We start from the raw sequence: 13,819 nt of genomic DNA, 5'->3' as shown, positions 1-13,819 counted from the left end.
ATAGTATGAACAAACTAGAAGAGATGTTTAAAGAGGCGTTAGCCCCAGCAGGTATCACTATCAATGGTTCTAAACCGTGGGATATCCAAGTGTTTAACCCAAAAGTGTATGAGCTTGTGATGCAGTCAGGCTCCTTGGGTTTAGGGGAAGCGTACATGTCCAAGATGTGGGATTGCAGCCGCTTGGATCAGTTTTTTGAGCGCGTACTTTTAAACGATATTGAAGGCAAACTAGGACTGGCTGAAAAGCTCAAGTTCGCCTCTTCCGCTGCGAAGTTAAAACTGAAAAGCTGGGTTAACCCACAAAGCATTGAGCGCTGTAAATTCGATGTACCGCATCATTACGACATCGGCAATAAGCTTTATCAAAAGATGCTCGATTCACGCATGACCTACACCTGCGGGTATTGGAATCGAGCTGCAACGTTGGACGAAGCGCAAGAGCACAAGATGGATTTGATTTGTCGCAAGCTCGATCTGCAACCAGGGATGCGTATTCTCGATATTGGCTGTGGTTGGGGAAGCTTTATGATTTACGCAGCGAAGAAGTACGGCGTTATCTGCGATGGTCTGACTCTATCCAAAGAGCAGAAGAAGCTCGGCAGCAAACTGGCAATAGAAAACGGCGTAGTCGCGAACTTCATTTTGAAGGACTACCGCGAGTTCAAGCCCACCGTGCAATACGATCGCCTAGTGTCGATTGGTATGATCGAACACGTGGGACCGAAGAACTACGCGGAATACTTCGAGTGCGCAGAGCGCTTCATGAAAGACGATGGCGTGTTCTTGCTGCACACCATTGGTTCACACCACAGCACTACTGCATCGGACCCGTGGATCTCGAAATACATCTTCCCAAATGGTGTCATTCCATCGATGAAGAACCTCGCAGAGGCGATGGAAGATCGATTCAACATCGAAGATGTGCACAACTTCGGTGAAGACTACGACAAAACCCTGATGTGCTGGTTCTCCAACTTCCAACACTCGTGGAATCAAATCAAAGGCGATTACAGTGAAGATTTCTACCGCATGTGGAAATACTACTTACTCAGCTGTGCTGGCGCCTTTCGCTCACGAGATTTGAGTTTGTGGCAGCTCGCCCTAACTAAAATTGGTCGCCGCCGACCATTGACCGTACGTTCCATGTAAGCAATCTGCCTCCAGATTGTGTTTTGAGCACCTTCGTTTAGCTCCAAGCCAGAATGGGCGGTTTCATTCTGGCTTTTTTTATACCCAAGTGACTTCAATGTGAAAGATTCAAAACATCGTCATTAGCGAGAGGTTACTTGGGTATATATTACAAGAATTTACGCTTTCATTCGTAAATACAATTCAATATTTACTTAACTACACTTAATTGAACGAAAATATATTATCTAGAAAGAAGCAAAGAAAATAATTTTAGTTAACTTTTCATTTCTATTTTATTTAGGTCTTAAATAGATAATAAAAAAGCCGCTTACGCGACTTTTCGTAAAACAGAGTTTTGCTGATTAACCGCCTCGGCGACCACCCATGGCATAACACATATTGGGTTGCATCATGACAACCTTGCCATCAATCAGGCACGCCTCATACCTTGAAGAATCAGGCATATTGCGTTCACTGCTCGCAATAGACAAAGGCGCGATGAGCATAATCAGTACAGCCAATACAAACTTCTTCATATTACTCTCCTTCTATAATTACTCTAAAAACGTACTACTTGATATGTAAAATCCGCACGCAGTTATGATTTATTAGATATTGAATCTGAGGCTATTAAAAAGTAATTTAATCCAACTCTCAATAGTTATTTTTATTTTAGATGCAATAAATCAAACTTGGTAATTTATTTTTGTCTTTATAATAAACCTCAATAATATGAGTATCTAAGCTAACTCGATTTATTTGTATAACATTCGATTTCTGATAACAATTCAAAGCAGCTCTGAATCACCACTTCGCTCTCCTACCCCATCGAGAGCTTCTAACTTATCGTTTTACTTATTTAAGTCTCAAAAGGCATGACTAAAGCATCAGGTTTAATGACTTTCATCGCAATTACTCATACTTAGTAACGCCTATCGTTACTTTTAGTCTTCTTAACTGTGACTTGTTCAGCATTGATGGTCGTACTGTGCACGCTCAGGCAATCTTCGTCTCAACCAAGGCTCATACAGAAAACCAAAACCAGAGCCACAATAAAAATATTGAGAGTAACCATTATGAAAGCCATCAAATCAATCATCATCGCACTGCTATTCACGTCAACACTTTCTGGTTGCGTGTCTACACCAGGTCATTATCGCCTCGCCCCCAATGTTCGCCCAACCTTGATGAACGCGAACATCAACGTTCAACCACTGGTCAACACGGCGGTTTCTGTTGGCAAGGTGGTATTGCCTTACGCGATTTCCGCAGGGCATGCTTACGTAAATACGCCTTATTTCTTGCTGCGATAAGCCTAAAAGCTCACCTGTCGCGCTTCGAAAGAAACCCAAAAATAAAGCCGATGCGTCTTTTCCACATCGGCTTTACGTTCAATTTTAGCACCCCCTTCGGGAACGTTCTCTAAAATATTCTCACCTTAGCAACTTTCACGCTCAATGTTTTGGAAAGTAAGCACAACTTTACTCATCTCTTTTCCTCGACCTTCGATTCGTTCAATCAACATTTTTGCTGCGTTTTCGCCTGCTTTATCAAATGCATAGTTGAAGGTAGATAGGCTTGGAATACTAATGCTTGCCAGTTCATCGTTACCCACACCGAGTACGCGAACTTGCTCTCCCACTTTTACACCCATCTCACGAAGTGCTTTAACCGCACCTACGGCAATACGGTCGGTGGCACAGAAAAGCCCGTCCAAATGAGGATACGCTTCCATCTGTTCTTTTGCTTGCTGATAGCCAGATTCAATCGAAAAATCACCGCGCGCGTGGAACAATAAAGCTTGCTGATGAAAGTCCAAAGATTGCTTTAACCCTTGCGAGCGCTGTACATCAACAGCGATGTCTTCACCTTGCACACCAATAAAACCAATCTGCTTGCAACCCGCGGCGACTAAGCGATTACCAGCTTCAAAGCCAACCCGAACGTCATCGTGCACCACGCTTGGTACGTTATGCAGTGACCCATCTTGCCCTACCAATACGACAGGAACATTGGATTGTTGAATGGCCTTGTTCAGCGCGGCATCAAAGTGCGTAGCATAAAGGATAATGCCCTCAACTCGCTTCTGGTTGAAGATCTGAATGTACTCAATTTCTTTTTCGTACACTTGGTGAGTATTCGCTAACAGGACGTGTTTGCCTGCTTGCTCAATGATCGCGGTTAAACCATCCACACCCTGAGAAATCGCATGGGATGAAACACGAGGCACAATCACACCAATCAAATTGGTCTTTTGCGATTTTAGGTCTTTGGCGACTTGGTTGACGACATAGCCACACTCTTCCACCGCTTTGCGCACCTTGATTTTCGTCGCTTCTTTTACCCCGTATTCATTATTGATCACACGGGATACTGTAGATTTGGATACGCCAGCCAAACGCGCCACATCGTGCAAACTCGCCATATTGTCCCTATTCCATCTTTGTCATTGTTGATTATTGGGATTGTTTGCAGAAATCTGCCACTTCCCATGAAGGATTAACGTGATTTTACCCTCGTTAAGCGGATCATTGTCACCCAATATAACGATCGTTCTCACATAATTTGGCCTTATCTTTTGACCCGTTGCCATTAATCATCAAAAATCCGCTTTGCAAACGTTCCCAAAAATAACCAAAACAATATTTATTTCAATTAAAGACAAGTAATACCAATCGGGGTGTGCAATGAACTATCCAGTCATAGCAAAACAACTACTTGAGCATTTAGGCGGTAAAGAAAACATTCAAGCCCTTGCTCACTGCGCAACACGTTTACGTTTAGCGCTAAAAGACGAAGAAAAGGTCAACGAAGAAGCGATCGGCAACCTTGATGGCGTAAAAGGCCAATTCAAAGTTGCGGGTCAATACCAAATCATTTTCGGCTCTGGCATCGTAAACCAAGTTTACGCGGAGATGGCAAAGCAAACTGGCTTGGCTGAGATGTCGACCAACGATGTTGCTTCTGCCGGAGCGGATAAACAAAACCTAATTCAACGTGCAGTAAAAGGATTGTCGGATATTTTCGTTCCGATCATTCCAGCGATCGTTGCAGGTGGTTTGTTGATGGGTCTGTTCAATGTCTTAACGGCGCAGGGCCTATTAATTGAGGGGAAATCGATCATTGATGCCTACCCTGGGCTGACCGATTTAGCCAATATGATCAACACCTTCGCGAATGCACCATTTGTTTACCTTCCTGTTTTATTGGCGTTCTCAGCTTCAAAGAAGTTTGGCGGTAACCCATTCTTGGGCGCAGCGCTGGGTATGTTAATGGTTCACCCCGATCTGCTTAACGGCTGGGGTTTTGGTAGCGCCTCTGTATCCGGCACGGTACCGACTTGGAACATCATGGGTTTGGAAATCCAAAAGGTTGGCTACCAAGGTTCGGTACTGCCTGTTTTGGTTTCTGCATTCATTTTGGCTAAGGTTGAACTTGGTTTACGTAAAGTCATTCCATCTGTATTGGATAACTTGCTCACACCAATGCTGGCGATCTTCATTACGGGTTTCGTAACGTTTACCCTAGTTGGTCCGTTTACGCGTGACCTTGGCTTTATGCTGGGTGATGGTCTGAACTGGCTTTACGATTCAGCCGGTTTTGTGGGTGGCGCGCTATTTGGCTTTATCTACGCACCGTTCGTTATCACTGGCATGCATCACAGCTTTATCGCGATTGAAACCCAACTCTTGGCTGATATCGCAACCACTGGCGGTACCTTCATTTTCCCTATCGCGGCAATGTCGAACGTTGCACAAGGTGCTGCAGCACTGGCGGTTGGCTTTACTACTAAAGATACCAAGATGAAAGGCATCGCGGTGCCATCGGGGGTGACTGGTCTACTTGGGATCACGGAACCAGCCATGTTTGGTGTGAACTTGAAGCTACGCTACCCATTTATCGCTGCGATCATCGGTTCAGCGGTCGCGAGTGCATTCATCACGCTATTTAACGTTAAAGCGCAAGCACTAGGAGCTGCAGGTCTGCCAGGCATTATTTCTATCGCACCAGATAAGATTGGTTACTACATTGTCGGCATGGTTATCGCGTTCGCAACTGCTTTTGTTCTGACCGTTGTATTGGGCATGCGTGATAAAGCAAAACAAGCAAAGACAGCGACAGCATAAGAAGTTTTAACTCCTTGCCCATTCAACACAGTCTCATCTTGCTTGTTCGATATCGGGGGCTCAGTAGTATCGAGCAGTAAGGTGGGGTTGTGGGGCATCATCCCCCTGCCACTCGCTTTGAGTAGCAAGCCAGCCAGAAGGTTTCTGACTGGCTTTTTTTGTGCTTATTCGCAAGGCGGCGCTAGGTGAATCAAAGCCAATCCACCCAGTGACGTTTCGCGGTATTTCTTGTTCATGTCCTTGCCCGTTTGGTACATGGTTTCAATCACCTTATCCAACGAGATCAAACATTTACTGTTACGCTTTAATGCCATGCGAGAAGCATTGATCGCTTTCATTGCACCCATCGCATTACGCTCAATACACGGTACTTGCACTAAGCCACCGATTGGATCACAAGTCATGCCTAGCGAGTGCTCCATGGCAATCTCGGCCGCAATACAAATTTGTTCATTGCTGCCACCACGCAGCGCGGTCAAGCCAGCTGCCGCCATGGAAGAAGACACGCCAACTTCGCCCTGACAACCCACTTCGGCACCCGAGATAGACGCATTGGTTTTGTATAAGATGCCAATCGCACCGGATACAGCAAGGAAGTCTTTAAGCTGTTTAGTATCGAGCTCTTTGATGAAGCGATGGTAGTACATCAATACCGCCGGAATCACACCCGCCGCACCATTGGTTGGCGACGTTACTACTTGTCCACCAGCCGCATTTTCTTCACTCACAGCAAAAGCAAACAGGTTAATCCAATCCATGATTTCCATTGGATCGTTTTCGATTGCTGCATTTGCTTCAAGCTTCTTCAACAAGTTTGGCGCACGGCGGGTCACATTCAAGCCGCCATCCAAGATACCTTCTGTCTCGAAACCGCGCTCCATGCAACGCGTCATCACACGCCAGATCTGTTCTGCGCGTTGATTAATGGCTTCCATATCCTGAAACGCTTGTTCGTTTTTTAGAATCATGCCGCCGAGGCTCATGCCGTTCTTCTCTGCCTGTGCCAACATTTCGTCCGCACTGGAGAATGGAAACTCAACTTCTACGGGAGCAGTCGCACTGCCATTTTGCAGTTCATCCGCCGTTGCGATGAAACCACCACCGATAGAGTAGTAAGTTTCAAACCCAACCTGATTGCCGTGCGCATCTAACGCAGTAATCGTCATTCCATTCTCATGCAGAGGAAGGTTCTCTTCATGGAACAACATGTCCGTTTTGTAGTTGAATTCGATTTCATGACGGCCATCGACAGACATCATGCCCTCTTCAATCGCCTTGCGCATCGCTTTGTTCGCTGAAGCGATTTTGATGGTATCTGGTTTGTTACCCAACAGACCCAAAATCGTTGCACGGTCTGTATGGTGACCAATCCCCGTTAACGAAAGTGAACCGTATAAATCGACTTGAATACGAACCACTTTTGCCAAGTTCGATTCAATCAAACGAGTGAAGTGGTAGCCCGCGATCATTGGACCATTGGTGTGAGAGCTAGAAGGGCCCACACCAATCTTGTAAATATCAAAGATGGACAGCATAAACTTACCTATTACGACAATGCAGCATAAAGCCAATCAGGGAGAACCATACAAGCAGCGATGGTCGCCACAGCGAACACCAACAGCCCGTAATGGCTTGCGGTTGGCTTTGCAAAAAGATGTTTTTGATTATTGATAAAGATTTGTTGCTCGGCAGTCACAGCGCCCCAACGACGGCTCACTAACACACCAAACAAAAGGAAGACGAATGTACCAATTGGCGCGAACCACGGCCAAGCCACGTCGAGATACATCGCAGTAAACACCGCAATCACACTCATGATACTGCCAACGATCACACCTTTCTCATTGGCTTTCGCCCAGAATAAACCAAGCACGAATGAACCCAAACGAATACCAACGAAGATAGAAGTCAGACTAGCGATGGTTTTGAGTACCGATTCATTCGATACTGCCAGTAGAGCTGGCACTACCACCATGGCCGCAGCAAGCAAACTCATCTTTCTTGCGACTTTTTCGTAGTGCTCATCATCGGCACTCTTGCGAACGAAACGCTTGTAGATATCGAACGTCGCGACGGTCGCCATCGAGTTGTAGGTCGAGTCCAGCGTCGACATTGCGGCCGCCGCCAATGCGGAAATGATCAAACCAACCACAATAGGGTTAGTGTGGTTGAATACAAAATCCAAAATCACTTCGTTACTGTTTTCAAACGATTGATCTTGATAGAAAACACTCAAAAGAACACCGAGTACCGCGAAGAACAAGTACACGAAAAACGCACCGTAACCACACAACAGCATCGACTTCTGCGCCGTCTTTTCACATCTCGTCGCTAACGTACGTTGGATGATCAATTGGTTGGTGCCGTACACACTCAAATGCAAAAAGCTCACGGCAACCACGCCAGCCCAGAGTGTGGTATCCACGCCCAAATCAAAGTCTAAGTTGATGATATTCAAGTGATCACGAGAAAGGTAATCTGCCGCATTAATCTCTGCCATTAGAATGGCAAAGATAGCGATGCTGCCCGCAACCAATACTGCAGATTGCAACATATCGGTCCAGATAACCGTGGAAATCCCGCCCGCATAGGTATAGCAAGCGGTGAAAATACTAATGTAGATAATGGCTTCAGAAATACTGATAGGCAGAACTTGCACTAAGATCAGCGCCACGGCATACAAAATCACACCCGCTGAGATACATTGAACCACAATGAACACAATCGAGTTGATGGTTCTTGCATACACCCCAAAGCGGTGCTCAAGGTATTCATAAATTGAAGTCAGACCCAGCTTATAAAAGACTGGTACGAAGAAAATGACAGTGAAAAAGATAACGATGGGATAGTTAAGGTGAATACTCATCGCTTCCATGCCAGAGCTATAAACCCAACCAGGCATCCCTACAAACGTCATCGCACTAATGTAAGTCGCAAGTATCGAAACACCCGCCGTAAACCAGCCAAATTGCTTTCCACCCGTGGAAAAGTCGCCACCATTGCTGTAGCGCTTATTCACTAAATAGCTGATTAGTATGGTAATTGCTACATATAACGCAATCACCACAAAACTTGAGTACGTAACCATTTTAAGGTTTTCCTAATTCTGGGTAGCTAATTATTATGCCCAGATATTACTGTAAAAAGGCATTTTTAAACGACAATCCCACTGTAAGTGTGATTATTATCACCAATATAGGCGAAAATGTATTCAAAATCGCCAAAAACGCCGATTAGTGAGATCCTTGTCACTAAAACCTACAAAATGGGTACGCATTCATTTTAAAATTGATTTTGATCACGGATCTAATAACCTTAAAAAAACTATGATTCACCCCGACACGAAATCGAAGATGATCCAAATAAGATCGTGTTCATTAAGTTTGAATAGCAACAAATCCTAAGTGAAATAGAGGTTTATCGGTCATGAATGCCAAAAGACACATGAGCGAAGTTCCTATGATTCAAAGGGTAGCTGCCTATCTAGCGATACTGGTTGGTTACTTTTTCTATTGTTATAACTTTGTAATTATTGACTACGTACGCCCATACATCGTTGAAGCGTATGATGGTATTAGCCTGTCAGACACTGCCCAATTCTATACATGGCAGTCGGTTGGTGCACTTATCGGTGCATTGAGCTGTGCTTGGTTCGCAACAAAATTTGGTAAGAAATCCACTCTTATTACCATCACAGCCCTAAACGGTGGCGCAACGATCATCAATATGATGTTCACCGACTACACAACGTGGGCAGCAATGCGTTTCATCATTGGTTTGTCACTGGGTGGTTACTTCACCGTGGCAGTAAGCCTAATGATCGGCCTATTTACGCCAACGGTACGTGGTAAGTTGACGGCATTCGCGTCTTCTATGTTCTCTGTAGCACTGATGGTAATGGGTGCGTATGCAGCATTTATTGCAAGCATTGATGCACCATGGGAAAGCCTAATGCTTGTAGGTGGTATCCCACCACTGGCAGCAGCTGTTGTCATGATCTTTGTACTACCTAGCGACAGCAAAGTGATCGCTTACGGTGAAGAAGAGCAAGCAAAAGCAGAAGAATCAAATGCACCAGAGAAAAAAGGCTCTTGGGGCGAAATGCTAAGCAAGCCTTACCGTAAGATCACACTAACGTGTCTATTACTGGCTGGCCTTAACTTCTACGGTTTCCAATTCTTTGGTGGCTTCGTAACCACTTACCTACGTGATGTACGTATGTTCGACGGTGCAACCATCGGTCTCATCTTCTCTATCTCAGCATTTGGTTCACTGTTTGGTGCGTGGTTCTGGGGTTGGGTAGCTGACAAATTCGGTCGTAAGGTGAACGCATTTGGCTTCATCCTAGCGGGCATCATGGTTTCAATCTTCTTTGTTGCACCTGGCGACATGGTGATTGGCGGCCTAAACATGCTGGCTCTACTTGGTCTGATTTACAACTTCGGCCTGTCTTCTTCAGCGGTATGGGGTGGTTACTTCTCAGAACTGTTCCCAGCACACCTACGTAGCTACGGCGCGGCGCTATTCCACGGCGGTCGTATCCTGGGTATGTGGGCACCAATGGTACTTATCTTCATCCAAGAGCGTACCGACCTACAAACCGCAATGTGGGGGTCACCAATCGTATGGATCCTTGCTGGTCTTCTATGGCTATCACTGCCAGAGACACTAAAAGGCGGCGTGTTCGATAAGAGCAAAAAAGCCGAAGCAGCAAAAGCGTAACTGAATTTCAAAAACTCCGGCTGGCTCCCCGGCCGGATGAAAAAACTTAATTTCGAGTCCTGTTCCCAAAGCCGACTCGACAGCAAATAAGAGAGTTTATTATGTCTAAATATCAAGAAGCGAAACGCGTTGTACGTGAATACTTCAGCGCAATGGAAAACGCAACTCACGAGAACGTGGCAGAAGTACTAAAAGCACACACTTCAGAAGATTACCTATGGCGTGGTGTTTACCCATTCCGTGAGCAACAAGGCGCTCAAGCAGCGGCTGACGTTTTCTGGGCTCCTTTGATGAAATCAATGACTCGCATGCAGCGTCGTCAAGACATCTTCATCGGTGGTGAGAACGAAGTAACATCAGGTGAAATCTGGGTAATGAGCATGGGTCACTTCATGGGTCTATTCGACGCTGAATACCTAGGCATGCGCCCAACTGGCAAAATCATGAACATCCGTTACGCAGAATTTAACTGTGTTGAAAACGGCAAGATCACTAAGACTGGCCTATTCCTAGACCTTCTAGGTGCAATGGACCAAGCGGGTTGTTACCCACTACCACCATCAACAGGTAAGCACTTCGTATACCCTGGTCCTCGTAACCACGACGGTCTACTGTTCGAAGACGCAGCACCAGAAGAAGGCGTAGCAACACTAGCACTAGTGAACAAGATGGTTGATGACCTATCTGCACTAAACGACAGCGGCGCTATGGGTTGCCCACCAGAAGTTCTTGAGAAGAGCTGGTCTAAAGACATGATCTGGTACGGTCCATGTGGTATCGGTGCGTCTTACACAATTCCTCGTTACCAACAGCAGCACCAATTGCCGTTCCGTAACAACCTGAAAGACAAGAAGTTTAACGGCCACGTATGTCGTTTCGCAGAAGGTAACTTCTCTTGTTTCTTCGGCTGGCCAAACCTATCTAACACACCAATCGGTGGTTTCCTAGGTATGACAGGTGGTGAAGTACGCGCAGACATGCAAGTGGTTGACGTTTACTACCGTGACGGCGACAAGCTATCTGAGAACTGGGTACTGATCGACCTACCTTACTGGCTAAAACAGCAAGGTCTAGACGTGTTCGAGCGTACTCAACAGATCCTAAACCCTTCTCTATAAGAAGTCCTAGGGGCGGACTGTCAACCCGCCTTTATGTTGCCTGAATCCCCTCTCGGTTCAGGCGACATGCTCCCAACTCGTGCCTCAAGGATGGGGCACAACCTCAAGATAGAACCCTTATTCAAAACGGGCATGAACGCACGGTGGCTTTCTGCGCCCTGAATAATGAGATTGATGATGAAAAAGTCGACCCTTTCTGCAGTGATTTTAGCAGCGCTTACTTCTAGCTCAGCCTTTGCTGCACACACTTTTGTTAATGACGCTGGCGACAGCCTAACCATCGATGGCCGTTTCGATCTTCGCTACCAAGACCGTGGCGGTGATGACAACGGCGAATGGAACAGCGGCAGCTCACGTTTCGGTTTGAAAGGCCAAATGGGTCTGGATAACGGCTGGACTGGTTTCGGTCACGCTGAATGGGGCTACAACTCTGGCGCGAACGGCGACAACATTTACGACCGCTTGCTATACGCAGGTGTTGATCACGAAAAATACGGCAAGATTGCTGCGGGTACTAAGCAGTGGTCTACCTTCTACGACGTAGCATGGTACACCGATTTAGGTCGTGTATTCGGTACTCGAGGCTCAGGTGTTTACAACCTAGCTGACTGGGGTATCGCATCCGGTGCTGGTCGTGCAGAAAACTCAATCACGTACCGTAATTCAGTCAATGAAAAAGTGAGCTACGGCTTTACTTACCAAACCACGCGTGAAGATGTTGCTCTAGCAAGCAATGCGACAGCCTCACTGAAAAACGGCATGGGTGCGTCGATCACTTACAAACCGGTTGATGGCGTAACACTTGGTGCGGCTTACCATCAAAATGAAGTGGCGGATCTAGACGCAAGCGTAGTTGGCGTAGAAAACGGCGACAACATGCGTATCATGCTATTGGGCGCAAACTACAGCAACGGTGGCTTCTACGCAGGTGCGACTTTCCACGTTGGCGAAAACTGGGAAGCAGTGAGCCAAGGCGGTACGGACGTAATGTTCGATACCCTAGGTGGCGAAATCTACACTTACTACCACTTCGACAACGGCCTACGCCCAACGTTGAACTACAACTACATGGAAGATCGTGGTGACGAGACGCAAGGTTACGAGCGTAACTTGCTGATTCCTGGTCTTGAATACCACTTCCAGAAGAACAAATTCCTAGTTTGGACTGAATACCAGTTCGACCTAGGTAAAGATCAGTACGATGGCAGCAAATTCGAAAACCGTGATGATCAATTCGCGGCAGGTATTCGCTACTACTTCTGATAACCACGAGATAAGTTATTCCGGTTACGTAACTTATTCGATTTAGTGGAAATGGGAAATAAGAGCAAGCCTTACCTTTTTTGGGTAAGGCTTTTTTCGTATGCAAAACATGAAATGTGACTTGGGTACTACCCAAATTGCGCCACCAAAGACAATCTAACCCTTTATTTACTTAAATCTTGCTTATTTCTCTTTATGACTACGTACCTATTTGTGTTAACCTAGTCACAGTTAAACTGACTTATGAATCAACTCACATGAATCCTGCAAAACAAACCGTAACATCGAAGGACGTTGCCAAACTGGCTGGCGTTTCTCAATCTACTGTATCGCGTGTGTTTGTTCCGGGCAGCTCAGTATCTGAAAAGACCAAGCAAAAGGTCTTCGAAGCCGCGAAAGCCCTAAACTACCGTCCAAATGCTTTTGCACGTAGCTTGACCACCAACGAATCTAAGTTGATCGGTTTGGTATTCCCAGATGCGGACTACCCTATCCACATGAAAACACTTCAATTGATTTCAAGTGAATTGCAGAAGCAAGGCTACTCAGCGGTGTTGATTCCATGGCAAGTGGATGATGAAGACAACCATTCGATCCCGAATATCTTCCAATACCGTGTAGATGGTGTCATTGCCGCTTCCGCTACCTTCAACAAATCACTGTATGAAGAGTGTGAAGAATTCAATATCCCTATCGTTCAGTATGCACGCGTCGTAGAAGGCACTAAGAGCAGTTACGTTATCAGTGACAACTACGAAGCTGGCCAACAAGCGGCACAACTGCTGCACGAAAGCGGGGTGAAAAACGCGGTTTACCTGACGGGTGAAGTACCAACCTTTACCAACGACGAGCGTCAAAGTGGCTTCAGCGCTGAGTTTGAAGACTTAACGGGTAAAACACCACGCATCATTGAAGCAAGCTACGACTACGCAAGTTCACTGGATAAAGTACGTGCGATGCTGGCCGATAAGAATCGTCCAGAAGCCGTGTTCTGTGCGACCGACAACCTCGCAATGGCGGTAATGGACATTGCACGTATTGAGTGTGGTATTCGTATCCCTCAAGATCTGAAAGTCATCGGCTTCGACAACATTCCACAAACAGAATGGTTGAGCTACCAACTGACCACTTTCCGCCAAGACTTCCGTCGTTTAGCGCGTGAGTGTGTGAAAATTATCGTTGATCAAATCAACAATAAAAACAGCAGCTTGGTGAAGATGATGGTGCCAGTCAAATTGATAGAGCGCAGCACAACCAAAGCCTAATCCCAGAGAAGCCAACCCAAGCGGTTGGCTTTTTTATTCCCTCATTTCTTCTTTCTCTTGCCTCTCATCTTTTACTTCTACTTCTAAGATTTCGAGCCAATGGTTCATTTGGTGTTGTGGTTACTAATGAACCTCTGTATATTTATGGACCATTACAGTATGTGAACCAATTTCAAGAGACGCATTGCACC

The 13,819-nt window shown here is 45.9% G+C and carries 11 protein-coding genes; 7 read left to right on the top strand and 4 right to left on the bottom strand.

Going from position 1 to position 13,819, the window contains the following annotated elements; all coding sequences use genetic code 11:
* The first annotated feature begins 5 nt into the window (after positions 1 to 5).
* Positions 6 to 1,151, top strand: coding sequence for a cyclopropane fatty acyl phospholipid synthase (gene cfa, locus ACLIIY_RS20530; protein ID WP_020195597.1), 1,146 nt, complete (start codon positions 6 to 8; stop codon positions 1,149 to 1,151).
* A 344-nt stretch (positions 1,152 to 1,495) separates the two neighbouring features.
* Here the strand turns inward: cfa and ACLIIY_RS20525 are convergent, their stop codons facing one another.
* Positions 1,496 to 1,669: a hypothetical protein gene (locus tag ACLIIY_RS20525; protein WP_009706544.1), complete on the bottom strand. Its 174-nt coding sequence runs from the start codon at positions 1,667 to 1,669 to the stop codon at positions 1,496 to 1,498.
* A gap of 540 nt (positions 1,670 to 2,209) precedes the next feature.
* Between ACLIIY_RS20525 and ACLIIY_RS20520 the strand changes: the two genes are divergently transcribed.
* Complete coding sequence (locus tag ACLIIY_RS20520) at positions 2,210 to 2,446, top strand: hypothetical protein (protein WP_005449600.1); 237 nt, start codon at positions 2,210 to 2,212, stop codon at positions 2,444 to 2,446.
* A gap of 125 nt (positions 2,447 to 2,571) precedes the next feature.
* Here ACLIIY_RS20520 and ACLIIY_RS20515 read toward each other — a convergent pair whose 3' ends face one another.
* Positions 2,572 to 3,558, bottom strand: coding sequence for a LacI family DNA-binding transcriptional regulator (locus ACLIIY_RS20515; RefSeq protein ID WP_009706545.1), 987 nt, complete (start codon positions 3,556 to 3,558; stop codon positions 2,572 to 2,574).
* Between the two features lie 262 nt (positions 3,559 to 3,820).
* Here ACLIIY_RS20515 and ACLIIY_RS20510 point away from each other — a divergent pair, with 262 nt between their 5' ends.
* The gene (locus ACLIIY_RS20510; protein WP_434529273.1) at positions 3,821 to 5,260 is read left to right on the top strand and encodes a sucrose-specific PTS transporter subunit IIBC; all 1,440 of its coding nucleotides are present in this window, start codon (positions 3,821 to 3,823) and stop codon (positions 5,258 to 5,260) included.
* 164 nt (positions 5,261 to 5,424) lie between these two features.
* On the opposite strand, the gene ACLIIY_RS20505 is transcribed toward ACLIIY_RS20510, so the two are convergent.
* Both ACLIIY_RS20505 and ACLIIY_RS20500 read right to left on the bottom strand, forming a co-directional pair.
* The gene (locus ACLIIY_RS20505; RefSeq protein ID WP_005383410.1) at positions 5,425 to 6,795 is read right to left on the bottom strand and encodes an L-serine ammonia-lyase; all 1,371 of its coding nucleotides are present in this window, start codon (positions 6,793 to 6,795) and stop codon (positions 5,425 to 5,427) included.
* A gap of 11 nt (positions 6,796 to 6,806) precedes the next feature.
* Positions 6,807 to 8,348 (bottom strand): sodium:solute symporter, encoded by a 1,542-nt coding sequence (locus ACLIIY_RS20500; RefSeq protein WP_434529272.1) that lies wholly within the window; start codon positions 8,346 to 8,348, stop codon positions 6,807 to 6,809.
* A gap of 338 nt (positions 8,349 to 8,686) precedes the next feature.
* On the opposite strand from ACLIIY_RS20500, the gene ACLIIY_RS20495 reads away from it, so the two are divergent.
* From ACLIIY_RS20495 to ACLIIY_RS20480, 4 genes are all read left to right on the top strand, one after another.
* Positions 8,687 to 9,982 (top strand): MFS transporter, encoded by a 1,296-nt coding sequence (locus tag ACLIIY_RS20495; protein WP_020195592.1) that lies wholly within the window; start codon positions 8,687 to 8,689, stop codon positions 9,980 to 9,982.
* 101 nt (positions 9,983 to 10,083) lie between these two features.
* On the top strand, positions 10,084 to 11,100 hold the full coding sequence (locus ACLIIY_RS20490) for a nuclear transport factor 2 family protein (RefSeq protein ID WP_005374772.1): 1,017 nt from the start codon (positions 10,084 to 10,086) through the stop codon (positions 11,098 to 11,100).
* 177 nt (positions 11,101 to 11,277) lie between these two features.
* Positions 11,278 to 12,363: a porin gene (locus ACLIIY_RS20485; protein ID WP_434529271.1), complete on the top strand. Its 1,086-nt coding sequence runs from the start codon at positions 11,278 to 11,280 to the stop codon at positions 12,361 to 12,363.
* A gap of 257 nt (positions 12,364 to 12,620) precedes the next feature.
* Positions 12,621 to 13,628, top strand: a complete 1,008-nt coding sequence (locus tag ACLIIY_RS20480) for a LacI family DNA-binding transcriptional regulator (RefSeq protein WP_009701770.1) — start codon at positions 12,621 to 12,623, stop codon at positions 13,626 to 13,628.
* Positions 13,629 to 13,819 lie beyond the last annotated feature (191 nt).

This window comes from Vibrio sp. K4, assembly GCF_051122595.1.
Classification (GTDB): Bacteria; Pseudomonadota; Gammaproteobacteria; order Enterobacterales; family Vibrionaceae; genus Vibrio; species Vibrio owensii.
Note: the sequence above shows the minus strand (reverse complement) of the source record. Positions and strands in the feature narration are given on the sequence as shown.

What these genes read in the sequence shown, in the direction of transcription:
- ACLIIY_RS20520 (WP_005449600.1), top strand. Translation starts at nt 2,210, where the DNA reads ATGAAAGCCATCAAATCAATCATCATCGCACTGCTATTCACGTCAACA.
- ACLIIY_RS20515 (WP_009706545.1), bottom strand. Translation starts at nt 3,558, where the DNA reads ATGGCGAGTTTGCACGATGTGGCGCGTTTGGCTGGCGTATCCAAATCT.
- ACLIIY_RS20485 (WP_434529271.1), top strand. Translation starts at nt 11,278, where the DNA reads ATGAAAAAGTCGACCCTTTCTGCAGTGATTTTAGCAGCGCTTACTTCT.
- ACLIIY_RS20480 (WP_009701770.1), top strand. Translation starts at nt 12,621, where the DNA reads ATGAATCCTGCAAAACAAACCGTAACATCGAAGGACGTTGCCAAACTG.
- cfa (WP_020195597.1), top strand. Translation starts at nt 6, where the DNA reads ATGAACAAACTAGAAGAGATGTTTAAAGAGGCGTTAGCCCCAGCAGGT.
- ACLIIY_RS20490 (WP_005374772.1), top strand. Translation starts at nt 10,084, where the DNA reads ATGTCTAAATATCAAGAAGCGAAACGCGTTGTACGTGAATACTTCAGC.
- ACLIIY_RS20500 (WP_434529272.1), bottom strand. Translation starts at nt 8,348, where the DNA reads ATGGTTACGTACTCAAGTTTTGTGGTGATTGCGTTATATGTAGCAATT.
- ACLIIY_RS20525 (WP_009706544.1), bottom strand. Translation starts at nt 1,669, where the DNA reads ATGAAGAAGTTTGTATTGGCTGTACTGATTATGCTCATCGCGCCTTTG.
- ACLIIY_RS20495 (WP_020195592.1), top strand. Translation starts at nt 8,687, where the DNA reads ATGAATGCCAAAAGACACATGAGCGAAGTTCCTATGATTCAAAGGGTA.
- ACLIIY_RS20510 (WP_434529273.1), top strand. Translation starts at nt 3,821, where the DNA reads ATGAACTATCCAGTCATAGCAAAACAACTACTTGAGCATTTAGGCGGT.
- ACLIIY_RS20505 (WP_005383410.1), bottom strand. Translation starts at nt 6,795, where the DNA reads ATGCTGTCCATCTTTGATATTTACAAGATTGGTGTGGGCCCTTCTAGC.